Origin of the sequence: Novosphingobium barchaimii LL02 (assembly GCF_001046635.1) — a bacterium.
In the GTDB taxonomy this organism is placed as follows: Bacteria; Pseudomonadota; Alphaproteobacteria; order Sphingomonadales; family Sphingomonadaceae; genus Novosphingobium; species Novosphingobium barchaimii.
In genome coordinates this window covers 229633-245340 of sequence record NZ_KQ130457.1, presented here as the reverse complement: position 1 = coordinate 245340, position 15708 = coordinate 229633, and the positions used below count along the sequence as shown (strand labels likewise).

General features: G+C 62.1%; 17 protein-coding genes. 7 read left to right on the top strand and 10 right to left on the bottom strand.

Translation table 11 applies throughout. The features are described from left to right. Nucleotides 1-7: 7 nt before the first annotated feature. From V474_RS19970 to V474_RS19955, 4 genes are read right to left on the bottom strand one after another with little or no spacing between them, the layout of a single operon-like run. Nucleotides 8-439, bottom strand: a complete 432-nt coding sequence (locus V474_RS19970) for a DUF3237 domain-containing protein (RefSeq protein WP_059153162.1) — start codon at nt 437-439, stop codon at nt 8-10. A gap of 17 nt (nt 440-456) precedes the next feature. Beyond that, nucleotides 457-1251 carry an enoyl-CoA hydratase-related protein gene (locus V474_RS19965; protein ID WP_059153161.1) on the bottom strand — a complete coding sequence of 265 codons (795 nt, stop codon included), beginning with the start codon at nt 1249-1251 and terminating at the stop codon, nt 457-459. A 22-nt stretch (nt 1252-1273) separates the two neighbouring features. After that, on the bottom strand, nt 1274-2362 hold the full coding sequence (locus V474_RS19960; protein ID WP_330219653.1) for a Zn-dependent alcohol dehydrogenase: 1089 nt from the start codon (nt 2360-2362) through the stop codon (nt 1274-1276). A gap of 37 nt (nt 2363-2399) precedes the next feature. Further along, entirely contained in the window at nt 2400-3179 is a 780-nt protein-coding gene (locus tag V474_RS19955) for an SDR family oxidoreductase (protein WP_059153160.1), read from the bottom strand. An 88-nt stretch (nt 3180-3267) separates the two neighbouring features. On the opposite strand from V474_RS19955, the gene V474_RS19950 reads away from it, so the two are divergent. From V474_RS19950 to V474_RS19920, 7 genes are all read left to right on the top strand, one after another. Next, nucleotides 3268-4509, top strand: a complete 1242-nt coding sequence (locus V474_RS19950; RefSeq protein ID WP_059153159.1) for a cytochrome P450 — start codon at nt 3268-3270, stop codon at nt 4507-4509. Nucleotides 4510-4695: 186 nt separating this feature from the next. Then, the gene (locus V474_RS19945) at nt 4696-5487 is read left to right on the top strand and encodes an SDR family NAD(P)-dependent oxidoreductase (protein ID WP_059153158.1); all 792 of its coding nucleotides are present in this window, start codon (nt 4696-4698) and stop codon (nt 5485-5487) included. 14 nt (nt 5488-5501) lie between these two features. After that, nucleotides 5502-5984 (top strand): nuclear transport factor 2 family protein, encoded by a 483-nt coding sequence (locus V474_RS19940; RefSeq protein WP_059153157.1) that lies wholly within the window; start codon nt 5502-5504, stop codon nt 5982-5984. Between the two features lie 59 nt (nt 5985-6043). Continuing rightward, nucleotides 6044-6955, top strand: a complete 912-nt coding sequence (locus tag V474_RS19935; protein ID WP_059153156.1) for a TIGR03619 family F420-dependent LLM class oxidoreductase — start codon at nt 6044-6046, stop codon at nt 6953-6955. A 2-nt stretch (nt 6956-6957) separates the two neighbouring features. Continuing rightward, nucleotides 6958-7470: a nuclear transport factor 2 family protein gene (locus V474_RS19930; RefSeq protein ID WP_059153155.1), complete on the top strand. Its 513-nt coding sequence runs from the start codon at nt 6958-6960 to the stop codon at nt 7468-7470. A gap of 5 nt (nt 7471-7475) precedes the next feature. Further along, the gene (locus V474_RS19925; protein ID WP_082699935.1) at nt 7476-7913 is read left to right on the top strand and encodes a nuclear transport factor 2 family protein; all 438 of its coding nucleotides are present in this window, start codon (nt 7476-7478) and stop codon (nt 7911-7913) included. Between the two features lie 30 nt (nt 7914-7943). Continuing rightward, nucleotides 7944-9614 (top strand): FAD-dependent oxidoreductase, encoded by a 1671-nt coding sequence (locus tag V474_RS19920; RefSeq protein ID WP_059153153.1) that lies wholly within the window; start codon nt 7944-7946, stop codon nt 9612-9614. Between the two features lie 27 nt (nt 9615-9641). On the opposite strand, the gene V474_RS19915 is transcribed toward V474_RS19920, so the two are convergent. The 6 genes from V474_RS19915 to V474_RS19890 all read right to left on the bottom strand — a co-directional run bounded on the left by V474_RS19915 (nt 9642) and on the right by V474_RS19890 (nt 15704). Further along, nucleotides 9642-10793 (bottom strand): hypothetical protein, encoded by a 1152-nt coding sequence (locus V474_RS19915; protein ID WP_059153152.1) that lies wholly within the window; start codon nt 10791-10793, stop codon nt 9642-9644. A 45-nt stretch (nt 10794-10838) separates the two neighbouring features. Beyond that, nucleotides 10839-11831 carry a phosphotransferase family protein gene (locus V474_RS19910; protein ID WP_059153151.1) on the bottom strand — a complete coding sequence of 331 codons (993 nt, stop codon included), beginning with the start codon at nt 11829-11831 and terminating at the stop codon, nt 10839-10841. 112 nt (nt 11832-11943) lie between these two features. Further along, nucleotides 11944-12942 carry an alpha-ketoacid dehydrogenase subunit beta gene (locus tag V474_RS19905; RefSeq protein ID WP_059153150.1) on the bottom strand — a complete coding sequence of 333 codons (999 nt, stop codon included), beginning with the start codon at nt 12940-12942 and terminating at the stop codon, nt 11944-11946. Next, a complete protein-coding gene (locus V474_RS19900; protein ID WP_059153149.1) occupies nt 12942-13940 on the bottom strand; it encodes a thiamine pyrophosphate-dependent dehydrogenase E1 component subunit alpha in 999 nt (332 codons plus the stop codon). The genes V474_RS19905 and V474_RS19900 overlap by 1 nt, the downstream gene beginning before the upstream one ends. A 127-nt stretch (nt 13941-14067) precedes the next feature. Next, a complete protein-coding gene (locus tag V474_RS19895; RefSeq protein WP_059153148.1) occupies nt 14068-14484 on the bottom strand; it encodes a Zn-ribbon domain-containing OB-fold protein in 417 nt (138 codons plus the stop codon). Continuing rightward, the gene (locus V474_RS19890; RefSeq protein WP_059153147.1) at nt 14484-15704 is read right to left on the bottom strand and encodes a thiolase family protein; all 1221 of its coding nucleotides are present in this window, start codon (nt 15702-15704) and stop codon (nt 14484-14486) included. Before V474_RS19890 ends, V474_RS19895 begins: the two co-directional genes overlap by 1 nt. Nucleotides 15705-15708: the final 4 nt, after the last annotated feature.

The window sequence follows — 15708 nt, the reverse complement described above, 5'->3', positions numbered from 1 at the left end:
CGCTCCCTCAGCGCACTTCGCAGATTTCGTATTCGAGCTGCCCCGCGCCGCCCGCGCCGATCGCAAGCGTACCCTTGCCCACCGCCTGCACCGTGTTCAGCCAGGCATAACGGGGGTCGCCGGTCTCGAAAACGGGGGCGGTGTATGCCTTAATCCCGTTTGAAGGATCGGACATGTCCAGTCGGCCACCATACGTCATGTAGATCAGCGCATCATCGTCGGTACGCAGGGTAAGGCGGGCGTCGATCACACCGATCGCACCGGCGCGTACCAGCCAGTCGGCGGCGGCGGGACCGGCTAGTACCGCATTGAGGCGTTCTCCGGTAACGGTGGCGGAAGCGATTCCGCCCACACTACGGTTGCCGGCAGGGCCGGTGCCGACGGACAGGCTGGGCAGTAGCTCGACGCTGATGGTGCAAAGCGGAACGAGTTCGATCATCACAGTTCTCCCAGGCCTCAACGGCCAGTCCATACAGGTTCACGCTTTTCGACGAATGCGCGCGGACCTTCCTTGAAGTCTTCTGTGCGCCGCAGCGCCGCGACATGCGTCGACGCGAACGTGCGAGCCGCACCGTCCGGCTGCCCCATGCTTTCGCGGGCCGCCGCAAGGGTGTGCTGCACGGCGAGCGGCGCGTTGGCAGCTATCCTGTCTGCCAGTTCGCGCGCCACACTCAGCGCTTCGCCCGCGGCAGCAAGCCGGTTCACCAGCCCGAACCGGTGCGCGAAAGCAGCATCTATATTGTCGCCCGTGGCGAGCACCTCGTTGGCGATATTGCGCGGCAGGGTCCCGGCGATGCGATGCACGCCGCCTGCCCCTGCCATCAAGCCACGCTTCACCTCGGGCAGCCCGAAGCGAGCGCTTTGCGAGGCGACGATCATGTCGCAGGCGAGGCATATCTCGAACCCCCCCGCGAGGGCCAATCCTTCCACCACCGCGATCCAGGGCTTGAGCCGCGTCGCGAAGACAAAACCGGCAAACCCTCCCGTCGGCGTTTCCAGATCACGCGCAGCACCGGCGGCGATTGCGCCGAGGTCGGCGCCCGCGCAAAATACCTTCGGCTCGCTGGAGGTTAGCAGGACGACACGGATCTCGGCGCTCTCCTCAACGCGCCGGACAATCGCCTCGATCGCGGATGCAACCGCCGGATTTATTGCGTTGCGCTTCTCGGGCCGGTCAAGCGTCACCAGCGCGATATGCGGTGTCAACAGTTCGAAGCGTACCGGTTCGCTATTGATGGTCTGTTCTGACATGTTCACTTTTTGCCCTGAAGGTTCAATTCAGCACGATGACAGAGCGCGCCAAAGCACCGGTCTTCATGTCTTCGAACGCAGCATTCACTTCGCCGAGAGGCCGCCGGCGGGAAATCATCTCGTCCAGCTTCAGGCGGCCATCCATGTACAGGTCAATGTATCGAGGGATATCGATGGAGTTGCGTACCCCGCCCATCATCGAGCCCTGCACTCGCTTCTCCCGAAGAAACGCCAGCGCCGGCAGTTCGACTTTCGCGTCGAACCGCGCCGCGCCGACGATCGTTTCCAGCCCGCCTTTCGCAAGCATGGCGAAACCGTCCTCGATGGTCTGCTTTAAGCCGATGGCCTCGATGACGTGATCGACGCCGCGCCCGCCGGTTAGCGCCAGGACCTGCTCGACTGCATTTCCTTGCGTTCCGTCGATGGCAGCCGTGGCGCCGAACGCCTTTGCCAGATCGAGTTTCGATGCCACCCGATCGATTGCGATGATCTGGCCCGCCCCGGCGATAACCGCGCCATTGATGGCCGAAAGACCTACTCCACCGCAACCGATCACGGCAACTGTTTCACCGGGCCGTACTGCGGCGGCGCGCATTACCGCGCCTAGCCCGGTCGTCACGCCGCATCCGATCAGACACGCGCGATCGAACGGCATGTCGCGTCGCATGGTCACGCACCCGCTTTCGTGCACTAGCACCATTTCCGCGAATGCGCCGATGTTCATGAAGGGTGTCAGGCTCTCCCGCGCGTGTGTCAGCCGGGGGGACTCGGATGCCCCGCGCATGGCCTCGGGCGTATTGCAGCGGTGACTGTTGCCGCCGTGGCATTGCTCGCAATGCCCGCAATGGAAAGTCAGGCACACAACCACATGATCACCTGGCTTGACCGTGTGAACTTCGGGCCCGACCTGTTCGACCACACCCGCCGCCTCGTGACCCAGGACCGCAGGAAGAGGATGTGGGAGGTCTCCGGTCAGAATGTGAAGATCCGAATGGCACACGCCGACCGCTTCGAGGCGGACCAGCACCTCACGACCGATCGGCTTGGAAATCGAGATATCCTCGATCGCCATGGGAACGCCCATCTCGCGAAATACTGCGGCCTTCATCATCTCGCCCTTCGTTCTATGTCATCATCAAAGCGCGCCGCTATTTCGCCGCGAAGCGTATCCCGGCATCGATGCGGATTGCCTGCGCGTTGATGTAGGTATTGCGGCACAGTTCCATCGCCAGCGCCGCGTACTCCTCTGGATTGCCGAAACGACCTGGAAAGGCCGTCATCGCACTGAGCCTATCCTTCATCTCCTGCGGGGCGCGGTTCATCAAGGGAGTGCTGAAGATGCCTGGCAGGATTGTGTTCACACGGATGCCAAACCTCCCGAGATCCCGGGCTATCGGCAGCGTCATTCCCACGATCGCCGCCTTGCCCGCTGCGTATGCGGCCTGCCCCATCTGACCGTCCTGTGCTGCCACGGAGCCTGTACATACGATCGCCCCTCGTTCCCCATCAATCGGTTCGAGCGCCGCCGCCCCCGCCGCAAAACGGGTTATAGTAGCAAAGGTACCCACCGCGTTGAGCGTGAGCACGCGAGCAAATTCGGCCGTAGGAAAAAGTGCGATGTCACCAGTTTCGCGGTCCTTGCGGATAGTCGCCTTGGCATTGCCCCCGCCGGCACAGGAAATCAGGATGCGCTCCTGCCCGTTGACCGCGCGGGCCCTCGCAAACGCATCGTCCAGGCTGTCGTCGGAAAGAACATTGGTTTCGCAGAAAATGGCACCGGTCTCGGCGGCGGCGCTCTCACCCGCTTCGGCATTCAAATCGAAAATCGCGACATTTGCGCCAGCGGCTCGCAGTGCCTTTACACTCGCCAGACCCAGTCCCGATGCTCCGCCGGTTACCACGGCGGATATCGTGGAATCAATTTGCATTGCGCGGCTCCAGTTGCATTTACTCCCGTGTCCCGTATTGCCGAGTCAACGGCAGGTAGCAAGCCTTTCGAAACTACAGGAGAGATACATGTCGGCAACCGACCTCCCAATCGAAGCAATCGTCGATCCCCGCACGTTCACCGATCCTGCCGCGCTGCACGGACTGCTGGCGAAAATCCGCACCTCCGATCCCTTGCCGTTCATCGCCGCCCCGAACTACGCGCCGTTCTGGCTGGTGTCCCGGCACAGCGATCTCATGGCGATCGAGCGTGACGCAAAGCAGTTTATAAACGAACCGCGCCAGGCTCTGCTGCCGCTGTCCTACGAAGCCAAGATGCGCGAAGCCGCAGGCGGTAAGGACACCAAGGATTTCATGCGCAACCTGATCCTCATGGACGGCACCGAACACCGGGCCTACCGCGAAATTACGCAAAGCTACTTCACGCCCAAGGGTCTGGAGCCTCTGCTCAAGGATATCCAGGCGCTCGCACGCGAGTTCATCGGCCGAATGGACGCAGCCGGCGGAGAGATCGATTTCGCGGACGTGGCGATGGCCTTCCCGCTGCGGGTGGTGATGTCAATGCTGGGCGTCCCGACCGAGGACGAACCGATGATGCTGCGGCTCACCCAGGCGACGCTTTCTAGCCAGGACCCCGAATTCCAGTCGGAAGGCGGAGCCCGGGGCGCGATGATCGAGATGTACACGTATTTCCAGAACATCATCGAACGCCGTCGTAGGGAACCGGACGGCTCGCTGGCCAGCGTGATCGCCAACGCACGGATCGACGGCGAACTGCTGCCCGATCGCGACGTGTTCGGCTACTTCAACATCATCGCAACGGCCGGCCATGACACGACAAGCTATGCCCTGACCGGCGGTACGCTCGCATTATTGCAGAACCCCGAGCAGTTGGCCAAACTGCGCGCGGATCCAGGCCTTATGCCGATCGCCGTGGAAGAAATTCTGCGCTGGACGACACCGGTCAAGCATTTCTGCCGTACCGCTGTGGAAGACTGCGATATTGCCGGCAAGCAGGTCAAGGCAGGCGACCTACTGTTGATGAGCTACCCGTCGGCCAGCTTCGACGAGGCGATATACGAAGACCCCTTCGCCTTCAGGCTCGATCGCCGCCCGAATCGCCATCTCGCCTTCGGCACCGGCCCCCACGTCTGTCTGGGTCAGTATCTCGCGCGATTCGAACTTTCTTCGTTCTTCCGTGAGTTGCTGGACCGGGTCGAGCATATCGAACTCGCTGGCGAACCGCGCTTTGTCGAAGGCAGCTTTGTCGGCGGTGTCAAACACCTGCCACTGGCCTACCGTATGCGCTGACGGTGAGCGGGACGGACTTAGGCATTCGTCAACACAGGCCGTTCCGTCCATAGCACCTGGGGAAACGACGAACCGACCGGAGAGCCTTGCACTCATCCGACCGCTGCGATAACAGTCATTCAATTAATGCATCCCCCAATATGCATTTTATTATTTATGGGGATGTCGGGAAGAGGAAAAGCTTGCATGACCACAAATACGGGCCGGCTTGCCGGGAAAGTTGCGATCATCACTGGCGCCAGCACCGGCTGCGGCCCGGTGATGGCCAAGCTATTCGTCGAACAGGGCGCAAAGGTTCTCCTTGCCGCCCGCCGCGAAGAGCTTGTCCTCGAAGCTGCGAAGGCCGCAGGCGACGGTGCGATCGGCATGCGCGTGGACGTCACCAGCGAGGATGACGTTCGCGCCATGGTCGATCGGGCGATGGTGGAATTCGGCCAGGTCGATATCATGCTCAACAACGCCGCAGCGCCGGGCCAGGACAAGTGGGTCTGGGAGCAGACGGTCGAGAATTTCAACAACACGCTTGCCATCGACCTGACCGCCGCAATGCTGTGCTCGCGTGAAGTGCTCAACCGCTCCATGCTGGAGCGTGGCACCGGTTCGATCATCAACTTTTCCTCGACCGCCGGGTGGATCGGCATGGTGCGCAAGACGCATTACACGTCGGCGAAAGCGGCTCTTCGTGCCCTGACCAAGACCATCGCGCTGGAAGTCGGTCCCAAGGGGATCCGCTGCAACTGCCTGGTTCCCGGTAGCATCGAGACCGAGCTCTGGATGAACTGGGGCAAGCGCATGGCCGCCGAAAAGGGCCTGAGCTACGACGATTGGAAAACCCAGATTCTGACGGATTCGCCGCTGCGTTCCATCGCCCAGCCAATCGACATTGCCTATCTCGCCCTGTTCCTTGCCGGCGAGGAAAGCCGGATGATCACCGGCCAGTCGATCAATTGCGACGCTGGCGGATACATGGTCGGCTAAGGGAGACAGACAAGATGACAAAATCAATCGAAGACCGCCTGCAGGCCCTAGAAGATCGTCAGGCCATCTACCAGGTCGTGTGCGGGTACGGCTATGCGGTGGACGGCCTCAACGGTCCTGCAGTAGGTTCGTTCTACGAGGACCAGGGCGTCTACGCCGTCGGCGACATCGGCAAGATGGAAGGGCGCGAAACGATCGAGGCTATCACCCGAGATCCGGGCCACCTGGGCTTCGTCGGCGCTGGATGCGCACATATCTCCACGCTGCCCTATGTGGTGGTCGACGGTGACCAAGCCGTGGCCACCTGCCACACAATGGTCAACATGCATGGCGACAATGGCTTCTTCATCGGTCGGCTTAGCGCATCGCGCATCGAATTGGCCCGCCAGCCTGAGGGAGGATGGAAAATTGTCTATCGCCAGAACTACATGCTGAACGGTGATCCCGCTGGCTCGCAACTGCTTGGTCGCCTCAACGAAGGACCCAGCCTGGCCTGAGCCTTTACCGTCGCGCCCCTATGTGACGCCCATCCCTTTCGATCCGCTGGAATTAATACATGAAATTCACGATGAGCATCCCGATTGGCGACATCACGCCCGGTGAATTCCAGACGCCCGCAGCGGTGCGCGAAATGGCGGTCGCGATGGAAAGCGCAGGGGTCGACGCCTGCTACCTCACAGACCATCCTGCGCCTTCCGCCGAATGGCTTCATGCCAACGGACACGACGCGCTCGATCCATTCACCGCGTTCGGCTTCATCGCCGCCGCGACGACCAGACTCAAGATGCATACCAACATCCTGGTCATGGCCTATCGCAACCCGTTTCTCACCGCCAAGGCTGCAGCGACCCTTCAGGTCCTGTCCGAAGGGCGATTGATCCTGGGTGCCGGCGCCGGGTATCAGAAGGTCGAATTCGAGGCACTCGGCGTCGATTTCCACAAGCGCGGCGCCCTGTTCGACGAAGCCATCGAAGTGATCCGCGCGGCTTGGGCGGGCGGCGCCGTGGTCAAGGAAGGCCGCAACTTCAATGCGGTGGGCAATGAACCGCGCCCTGCACTCCACACCCCGCCGCCGATCTGGATCGGCGGGGGCAGCGGCAAGGCAGTGGAACGCGCTGCGCAATCCGGCGATGGATGGAGCCCGTTTTTCTCGGCCCCCACCATGACAAAGGCCAATCAGGAATCCGGCATCCACTCGGTTGCCCAACTCGGTGAGAACATCGAAAGGCTCAACGACCTGCGAGCTTCTTTTGGTAGAACGGGACCGTTCGATGTCGCCATCGGTGCCCTGGCGAAGCTGGACTATGCATCAAGGGAAAGCGCTGACCGCTACATCGAAGCGGTCAACGACCTTGCCGGCGTCGGCGTGACATGGACGATGGTCGAGCCCCCTCACCCGAGCCGGCAGGCTTTCCTCGACAACGTGCAATGGTTCGGCGAGGAAATCGTCGCCCGACTGCCGGCCTGAAAATGTCTGGCAACGATACCCGGCATGGCCTGACGGATATCGAACGTCTCGTTGCGCTCGAAGAGATATTCCGCCTTAAAGCGCAAAGGGACCAAGCGGCCGATGCCAAGGACTGGGTTCTTTACGAGTCTCTTCACGCCCCCGACCATATCTCCGAAAACGGCGACTACGGACGGTGGACCAGCGCCGCTGAAATGATGATCCACGTGCCACGATCCATGGCGAATCTTACCACCCTCCATCATTCGCATACGCCTGAGATAGAGTTCGAGACGCCCGACCGAGCGCATGGGACCTGGGCCATGGAGGGCATGTCGTTTTGGAAACAGGACGGCGAGGATCACTGGTTTCAGGCTTTTGGGCACTACTTCGAGACTTACGAAAAGCGAGCCGAGCGGTGGCTGTTCACGCGCCGTACGCTGAAATACTACTTTACGCGCAGATCGGCCGGAGCGGACTTCCCGCCCCGGATCGACAGCGAACCTACCATCAGAAAAATCGGAGCGGACGGATGACGGATATGAGTGATATCGAACGACTGATCGCGATTGAGGACATCAGGGTTCTTAAATCTCGCCGTGACCGCGCCTGCGATACCAAAGACTGGGATCTGTACCGCGCGCTTCACGCCGACGATCACGTTTCGCACAATCAGGGCTTCGAGCGCTGGGACAGTGCCGACATCATGATCGAGAACGTCAAGGCTCTACTCGGCAAGGGACGCACCACTGTCCACCATTCGCACACCCCCGACATCACCTTCGAAAGTGCCACAAAAGCCAAGGGCATCTGGGGCATGGAGGATTTGATCTTCGATTCCGAAACCGAAGAACTGCTGATCCACGGATTCGGATTCTATCATGAGACCTACGAAAAGCGCGATGGCAAGTGGCTGTTCACCAGCCGTCAGCTCAAGCGTACGCTTGTGCGGACCTCGCCCGAAACTAAAAAGGCCTGATCGCCAGGCGCGGATGAAAGGTCACTTTCTATGACGGCATTCGATGAAACCTTCGATTTCGTGGTCGTCGGCAGCGGCGGCGGTTCCATGTGCTGCGCTCTCACTCTGAAGACGGGTGGCAAGTCTGTAGCGATTTTGGAGAAGACATCCCTCATCGGCGGAACCACCGCCCGCTCTGGCGGCGTGATGTGGATACCAAACAATCCCTTCATGAAGCGCGATGGCGTGCCAGACAGCTTCGAGCAGGCCACCACTTATCTGGATGCAGTCGTCGGAAGCCCCAACGACGCTCCGGGCACGTCGGCCGAACGCCGCGGGACGTACCTGGTCGAAGGCGTCGAGATGGTCAACTTCCTGGTCGCGCAGGGCATCAAGCTGAACAGGGTATCCTACTGGCCGGATTACTACGACGACGCTCCCGGTGGTTCCGAGCAGGGGCGGACCGTGGTTGCGGAACTATTCAACGTGAACGAACTGGGTGCGTGGAAGTCGAAGCTACGGCCAAATTTCCTCTCGATGATGAGTACACTGGACGAGATGCTGCAGCTGCGCTTCCTCAAGCAGTCGTGGGCTTCGAAGCGCATCGCTGCACGGTTCATGTTGCGCACGGTTGGTGCCAAATTGACGGGCAAGCATTACGTTACCGCTGGTGCAGCCCTGCAGGGCCGCATGCTCCAGGCATCGCTCAAGGCAGGCGTCGAATTGCGCACGGATAGTCCGGTAACCGAACTCATTGCCGAAGACGGTGTGGTCAAGGGCATTGTCACGACCCGTGATGGCAAGCCATGGCGTATCGGTGCCAGGCTCGGCGTGCTGGTGAATGCGGGCGGGTTTGCCCGCAACCAGGCGATGCGCGACGAACATATCCCGGGCACTTCGACGAACTGGAGCCTTACTGCCGAAGGCGACACCGGCGAAATGATCCTCGAGATGGCCCGCCTCGGTGCAGCGACGGCGCAGATGGAGGAATTCGTCGGCAATCAGATCGCTATTCCCCCCGGCATGGAGGATGTCGCGATCAAGCCGGTCGTGCAGGGCGTGACCGCTTCGCCGCACTGCATCCTCGTTGATCAGTCCGGTGTTCGCTACATGAACGAGGGCGGCTCCTACATGGCCTATTGCCGAAACATGCTGATCCGCAACCGCGAGGTTGCGGCCGTGCCGAGTTGGGCGATCATGGATCAGCAGTTCTTGAAGAAGTACATGCTGGCGAACACCATGCCCGGGACGAAAAAGCCGAAGAGTTGGTTCGAGACCGGGTTCCTCAAGAAGGCGGATTCCATCGAGGAACTTGCGAAGCTGATCTCGATCGACCCGGCAGCGCTGCGCGGGACTGTCGACCGCTTCAACGGGTTCGTGGCGCAGAACCACGACGACGACTTCCAGCGCGGCGACCGGGCATACGACCGTTGGCTGGGCGACAAATATGCGCCGAACGCGTCGCTGGGGTCGATCGACCAGGGACCTTTCTATGCGATGGAAGTACTTCCCGGCGATGTCGGCACGTATGGCGGCGTCGTCACCGACACAAATGCACGCGTCCTGCGCGAAGACGGCTCGGTGATCGAGGGCCTTTATGCCACGGGCGTATCGACCGCCTCCTCCATGGGACGGGTCTATCCGGGGGCGGGCGCCAGCGTAGGGCCATCGTTCGTGTGGGGCTACGTCACCGCCAAGCACGTGCTGGCGAAGTCGGCCTGACCCGCGTCTGACGAAAAGGCTGCGACGTCACACGAACGTCGCAGCCGGCCAGTCCCCGATGACGATGCTTTCGATGTTGGCGAACCCCACCGCGTCGCCCTCGCGGATGCGCAGGGGCCGATCGCGGATTTCCCAGCGGCGGCTGGCGGCGAACCTGGCGGGGTCATTGACGTTGTCGATGCATTCGCCGTCGAGGAAATCCTCGCCCATGTAACTGCCGTGAATCTGGCCCTTCCAGGCGCCGTACATACCGGGGTTGAGGCGGAAACCCATCTCGCTGTCGAGCGCCTCGACCTCGAACACCCGCTCGACGGTGCGCCGCCCCTCACCCCGCATCAACGCGTATATCCGCCCCCCCATCACGGCGTGGTCGCTTTTGCGATACGTCAGTTCGGGGTGGATCTGCAGGATCGGGATCTGCCGCCCGTTCTCCTCGTTGATGTAGGCAGTGAACCAGTCGAGACCGCGCGGCTCGCGAAATTCGCGGAAGTAGTAAGCCAGTTCGTAGCGGCTGCCGTCCGGCCGCGAGAGGCACGAAACGAACCAGTTGAACTGGTAATCGGCCGCGATCTTGCTTGTCACCGCAGGCGGCAGGTCCGCAGGGTCGCTGCCGACGTGTTCGCGCACACCCCAGCTATGGTCCCGAAACCCGAACCATTCCTCCGGATCGACGTGGTGTCTTTCGCCATCCACTTCGATCCACCCCGATACCGTACCGGCCTGGTGGTAGCGCACCACGTTGGAGGAATTGCGATGTGCGGCATAGCCCAGATCCCGGTCCTCGAAGAAGGCCGGCGCGTGCGCGGTCCAGACGAGGTCGTAGCTGATCGGTTGCGCCGCATTGGGTGCAAGCGAGAGCCGCAACTGACGCATCGGCTCGATGATCTCGTAGCGCAATGGTCCCACGACAAGATCCAGACAGGGCCGCAGCACCCGACTGGCCCGCACGGTGCGCTGCTGCGTCCCGATCTGAACGCCGGCGAACCCGTCGATCAGGTTGCGGTTGGTATATTTCCCGAGCCCGAAGGACGCCTGCAGCGTGCCATCCTTTCGGGCCAGGGTGAACCAGACCTTCTCCGTCCAGCTGAGGTCTTCAGTCGCCACCGTATCGAAAGTGTTCGCTGTCTGATGGCTGAGATATTCATCGGCCGCGACGAGTTGAGCGATCGTGGGAACCATCTGAATATCCTTCAATCTAGGCGATGGACAGCGCGGTACGAACTGTCAGCGATCCGTCATGGCATCAACGATCCTGGTTAGGATCGTCAGGTTCTCATCCCGCTTGAGCCGGAAATATGCGAACCGTTCGTCCTCGGTCTGCCCGGTGGCATAGTTGTGGTACCCTTCGGCCAGGATTGCGGTCATCTTGCCCACCGCCAGCGCCTCGTACCAGGCGATGCCTTCGGCAGAACGCCCCGACGATCGTTCCCATGCGTCGATGACCTGGGCGCGCTGGAACATGCCCGCCTCGCGCGATGCCAGTGCCGCACCGTGAGTGGCACTGGCAAAGAAATAAAGCAGATAGCCCAGATCTGAGAGCGGCTCACCGTTGTAGCCCAGCTCCCAGTCAAGGACGGCAGACAAATGGCCGTCTGCAAACATCATGTTCGCCAGCTTGCAATCCCCGTGAACCGGGCTGGCAGGACCCGAACAGGCCGCCGGAAGCGAGAGCAGTCGGTCCAACTGTTCGACCAGGCCGGAAAATTCGACCCGTTCGCCAATCTTGCGCCATCGCCTGGCCTCATCCTGCGGCGCCACGGGCAAACCCAGCGAGCGCAGAGAGGCGAGCCGGCCCAGCCCCCCGATCGCGTCGATCCATTCCCCGCACATCTGTGCCCGCGCCGCAGCGGTTACGGCCTTGAACCAGAGAGGCAGGCGATAATCGTTTACGCTATCGCCTGCCACCTGCTCCATCACGAAGAACGGAGCGCCGACGACCGACGTATCGTCGCACACGTGGAATATGCGCGGAACCGGCGGGCCATCTGCGGCCGCCCCCAGCTCGGCATAGATGCGAGCTTGCGTGACGATACCGTGCGCCGTCATCAGCGGGGTGTTCACAGGCGGAAGCCGCAGTACCCTTTCGAGCCCCTCGATCACGTAGGTCTCGTTGGAATGGCCTGTCGTCACGGGGCGCAGGTCGGTGATCTGGCTCCCGTCAGCCAGGTCACGGCGCAATGCGGCGCATAAAGCGTCGATATCCCGCGTGGCGATCATCCTGCGCCTCCCCTCATCTTTTTGTTTCAACGCCGCCGGTCGTTCCCGGGACGGGCAAGGCCATTTCCGTGGCGGGGGGCGGGCGCCGACCGCCCCCCCGGGCCTTCGGCCGTCAGCCGGTGGCCAGGGTCGCGCGGGCGGCGGCGGCAATATCCGACGATTTGACCACGAAGGCGTCCTCCAGTGCCTTGGCGAAGGGGACCGATGTGAACGGTCCGCCAAGGCGCTGGACGGGGGCCTTGAGCACGTCGAAAAGTTCTTCGTGGATCGTGGCAGAAATTTCGGCGCCGACGCCGAAGCTGCGCACGGCTTCATGGGCGATCACCGCGCGCCCGGTCTTGGCGACCGAAGCCAGCACCGTTTCGCGGTCCCATGGCGAAATCGTGCGCAAGTCGATCAACTCGACCGAAACGCCCTCCTTGGCCAGTTCCGCCGCCGCCGCCTTGGCCCGGGCGAAGATTTCCGAATAGCTGACAATCGTCACGTCGGTGCCCTCCTGGTCGATCCTGGCCTTGCCGAGCGGAATCGGCGCCAGATCGACCGGGACTTCGGCAGTGGTGCCATAGGCCCGTGAACACTCGACGAAGATGCACGGATCGGGGTCGGCGATGCAGGACAGCATCAGGCCCTTGGCGTCTTCCGGGTTGGACGGCGCGACTACCTTGAGCCCAGGGGTGTGCGCGAACCACGCTTCCAGGAAGTCGCTGTGCTGGCCGCCGCTGGCGATGCCCGCGCCGGTCATCATGCGCACGACCAGCGGCACTCCGGTCTGACCGCCCGACATGAAGCGCAGCTTGGCCGCGTGGTTGACGATCATGTCCATCGCCACCGTGGTGAAATTCATCAGCATGATCTCGGCGACCGGCTTGAAGCCGCTGATCGCCGCACCGATGGCAGCGCCCATGATCGCCTGCTCCGAGATCGGGGTCGAGCGAACGCGCTCGTCACCGAAGCGGGTGGACAGGCCCCGCGTGACCCCGACGACGCCGCCACCTTCACGGTCGGCCACATCTTCACCCAGGACGAGGACCTTCGGGTCTGCCTCCATGGCTTCGGCGATGGCTTCGTTGATCGCCTGGATGATGTTGATCTTCTTGGTCTGAGCAGTCATCATTCGGCTCCGGTCGCAGCGTAAACGTCGAGGGTCAGTTCTTCGAGGCCGGCGACCTCACTGCCGAGGGCGAAGTCGATCGCGTCTTGGATTTCGGCGGCGATCTGCGTTTCCATCTCCACCAGCTGCTCCTCGCTGGCGTGACCATCGGCGATCAGGCGCGCACGGAAGGCAGGCACCGGATCCTTTTCCATGGCCGCGGCCTTTTCTTCCTTGGTCATGTAGTGATCGTCGTCACCGAAGACGTGGCCGAAGAAACGGAACGTCTTGCATTCGAGCAGCGTCGGACCTTCCCCGGCGCGGGCGCGGGCCACGGCCTCGTTCGCCGCAGCGTACATCTCGAGCGGATCGTTGCCGTCTACCGTGAAGCCCGGCATGCCGTAACCGATCGCGCGCTTCGAGATGAAATCGACCGAGGTGGCGTTTTCGTAGCGGGTGTGCTCGGCAAAGCCGTTGTTCTGGCACACGAAGATCACCGGCAGTTTCCATACCGAGGCCATGTTGAGGCTTTCATGGAAAGCGCCGATGTTGGATGCGCCATCACCGAAATAGGCAATCGTCACCCGTTCGCTCTTTTCCAGCTTGGCAGCCCAGGCGATGCCGTTGGCGATCGGCATCGACGAGCCGACGATGCCCGTGGTCACCATCACACCCGAAGCGGGGTGGGTGATGTGCATCGGGCCGCCCTTGCCTTTGCACGTCCCGGTGACGCGGCCGGCGATTTCAGCCCACAGCGCGCGCAGCGGCACGCCCTTCGCGATCATGTCGTGAATGCCGCGATAGATCGTGCAGATCTTGTCGTCGTCGTTCAGGTTGACCGAGATTGCCGAGGGAATGACTTCCTGCCCGCGCGGCGAGTAATACGGCATGACAAGCCGCCCGGTCTTGACGATCCTGCGCGATGCCACGTCGTTCTGCATGATGGTCGACATGCGCCGGTAGATGTCCAGCTGCGTCGCCGCGTCCGGCACCGGACGGTTCGGTGTGGGAGAAACCATGTCCTTAGACTTCCTTCCGATTCGATCTTTTTTTCGTTATGCGCTTTTGGCATTTCATTATGCCATCGCGCAAGTCGCGCTTAGTGTTAGTAACAAGGTTGCGCTGTGCGGCATCCCTGCGACGCCGTCAGACTTTCGCCTTGCGAAAGACCGGCAGCTGGAAGCGGCCGGCGCTGTCCTCGCAGGCGATGAACGCAACCTCGACCGGCATCCCGAATGCGATTTCGTTCTCGCCGAATTCATGGGGGTTGCTCAGGAACATCGGTCCTTCCTCCAGTTCGACCATGATCGTGTCGTACGGAACCGGGAGGATGCCGCGATAGTAGTCCTGAACGAAGCTGCACCAGCTAACCACCTTGCCGCGTCCCGAAACCGTCTGGAATTCAAGATCGTCGGCGGCGCACTGTTCGCATTTCTGCACGACCGGCCAGGCATAGGTGCCGCACCCGGTGCAACGCTGCAGCCGCAACTCGCCCCTGTCGCAACCGTTCCAGAACGTGTCGTGGCCGGGCCCCAGGGTCCGGTCGGGTCGCTTCTGCACCATCACCGCTCTCCCCGCCTGAATATGATGGGATGGACCTGGTCGGTCTGCGCCAGCGAAAACATCGAGACATCGACGCCGTCAACCTGCCGTGCGCCTGCTTCGTGGCGTAGCTGGCGCACGATCTCGGCGACATGGTTCCAGCCGTGCATGTAGGTTCCCGACAAAATACCGCCGCCCGTGTTGACCGGCAAGGCGCCGTCGATCGCCATGCCGCCGCCCTTGCAGAACTCCAGGCCCGCGCCCGGATCGACAAAGCCGTGGCCTTCGACATGGTCGATCAGGTGAATGGTCGAGGCATCATATCCCTCGAAATGCCGAACGTCGGCCAGCGCCACCCCTGCCATGTCCAGCGCCTGCCGGCCGGCTTCCTGATATTGCGGCCGCATCCGATCGACGACCAGAGTGCGCATCTTGTCACGCGTGACGCTGGCACGGCCCCAGCCTTCCACCGACACGGGCGTATGCGGCAGATCCCGCGCGAGATCGGCCCGGCGTACGATCAGGCACACCGCTCCGTCGTTGACCAGACACAGGTCGAACAGATGCAGCGGCTTCACCACATAGCGCGAGGCGAGGTAATCCTCGATGGTCAGCGGCTTTTGCATGACCGCATTGGGATTGAGCGTTGCGTTATGGCGTATCTGCACCGCGACTGAGCCCAGATCGGCCTCGCTCGCGCCGTAGACCTGCTGGTAATGCTGCCAGATCATCGCCCAGTGGGCCGCTTGCGAGCTCCAGCCCCAGGGGTGGTGATAATAGTACGAACTCGGAGCGTCGCTGTCGAACTTCTGCCCGCCGAACTTGCGGCCGATCGAGCGGGTCGCGACCGAGAAGATCAGGGCCACCGTGTCGCATTTGCCCTCGGCGATCGCGCCGCATGCGACCGGGATGGGCCCGGCGCAGATGCCGCCGCCCCTGTCGTTCAGATAGCGCGGGGTCAGCCCCAGCGAAGCCGCCATCGACGCTGCATCAGGCCCGCCGTAGAGGAACGACACCGAAATGCCGTCAATATCACTTTTTTCCAGCCCGCTGTCGGCGAGCGCGCGTTCGAAGGCGGTGGCCGCCAGACCTTCGGCCGTTGGCGGTTCATACCCTTCCGTCTTGGCGCGCGCGGCCTGATAATCGCGGTGGAAGTCCGTTTCGCCCAACCCGACGATGGCCGCCTTCCCGGCGAGTTCACGCGCCGGCGTCGGAACATCGAACAAGGACATGTATGACATGCGG

Excerpts from the sequence above, each read along its gene's own strand:
- V474_RS19970 (WP_059153162.1), bottom strand. The coding sequence starts at position 439 with ATGATCGAACTCGTTCCGCTTTGCACCATCAGCGTCGAGCTACTGCCC.
- V474_RS19965 (WP_059153161.1), bottom strand. The coding sequence starts at position 1,251 with ATGTCAGAACAGACCATCAATAGCGAACCGGTACGCTTCGAACTGTTG.
- V474_RS19960 (WP_330219653.1), bottom strand. The coding sequence starts at position 2,362 with ATGATGAAGGCCGCAGTATTTCGCGAGATGGGCGTTCCCATGGCGATC.
- V474_RS19955 (WP_059153160.1), bottom strand. The coding sequence starts at position 3,179 with ATGCAAATTGATTCCACGATATCCGCCGTGGTAACCGGCGGAGCATCG.
- V474_RS19950 (WP_059153159.1), top strand. The coding sequence starts at position 3,268 with ATGTCGGCAACCGACCTCCCAATCGAAGCAATCGTCGATCCCCGCACG.
- V474_RS19945 (WP_059153158.1), top strand. The coding sequence starts at position 4,696 with ATGACCACAAATACGGGCCGGCTTGCCGGGAAAGTTGCGATCATCACT.
- V474_RS19940 (WP_059153157.1), top strand. The coding sequence starts at position 5,502 with ATGACAAAATCAATCGAAGACCGCCTGCAGGCCCTAGAAGATCGTCAG.
- V474_RS19935 (WP_059153156.1), top strand. The coding sequence starts at position 6,044 with ATGAAATTCACGATGAGCATCCCGATTGGCGACATCACGCCCGGTGAA.
- V474_RS19930 (WP_059153155.1), top strand. The coding sequence starts at position 6,958 with ATGTCTGGCAACGATACCCGGCATGGCCTGACGGATATCGAACGTCTC.
- V474_RS19925 (WP_082699935.1), top strand. The coding sequence starts at position 7,476 with ATGAGTGATATCGAACGACTGATCGCGATTGAGGACATCAGGGTTCTT.
- V474_RS19920 (WP_059153153.1), top strand. The coding sequence starts at position 7,944 with ATGACGGCATTCGATGAAACCTTCGATTTCGTGGTCGTCGGCAGCGGC.
- V474_RS19915 (WP_059153152.1), bottom strand. The coding sequence starts at position 10,793 with ATGGTTCCCACGATCGCTCAACTCGTCGCGGCCGATGAATATCTCAGC.
- V474_RS19910 (WP_059153151.1), bottom strand. The coding sequence starts at position 11,831 with ATGATCGCCACGCGGGATATCGACGCTTTATGCGCCGCATTGCGCCGT.
- V474_RS19905 (WP_059153150.1), bottom strand. The coding sequence starts at position 12,942 with ATGACTGCTCAGACCAAGAAGATCAACATCATCCAGGCGATCAACGAA.
- V474_RS19900 (WP_059153149.1), bottom strand. The coding sequence starts at position 13,940 with ATGGTTTCTCCCACACCGAACCGTCCGGTGCCGGACGCGGCGACGCAG.
- V474_RS19895 (WP_059153148.1), bottom strand. The coding sequence starts at position 14,484 with ATGGTGCAGAAGCGACCCGACCGGACCCTGGGGCCCGGCCACGACACG.
- V474_RS19890 (WP_059153147.1), bottom strand. The coding sequence starts at position 15,704 with ATGTCATACATGTCCTTGTTCGATGTTCCGACGCCGGCGCGTGAACTC.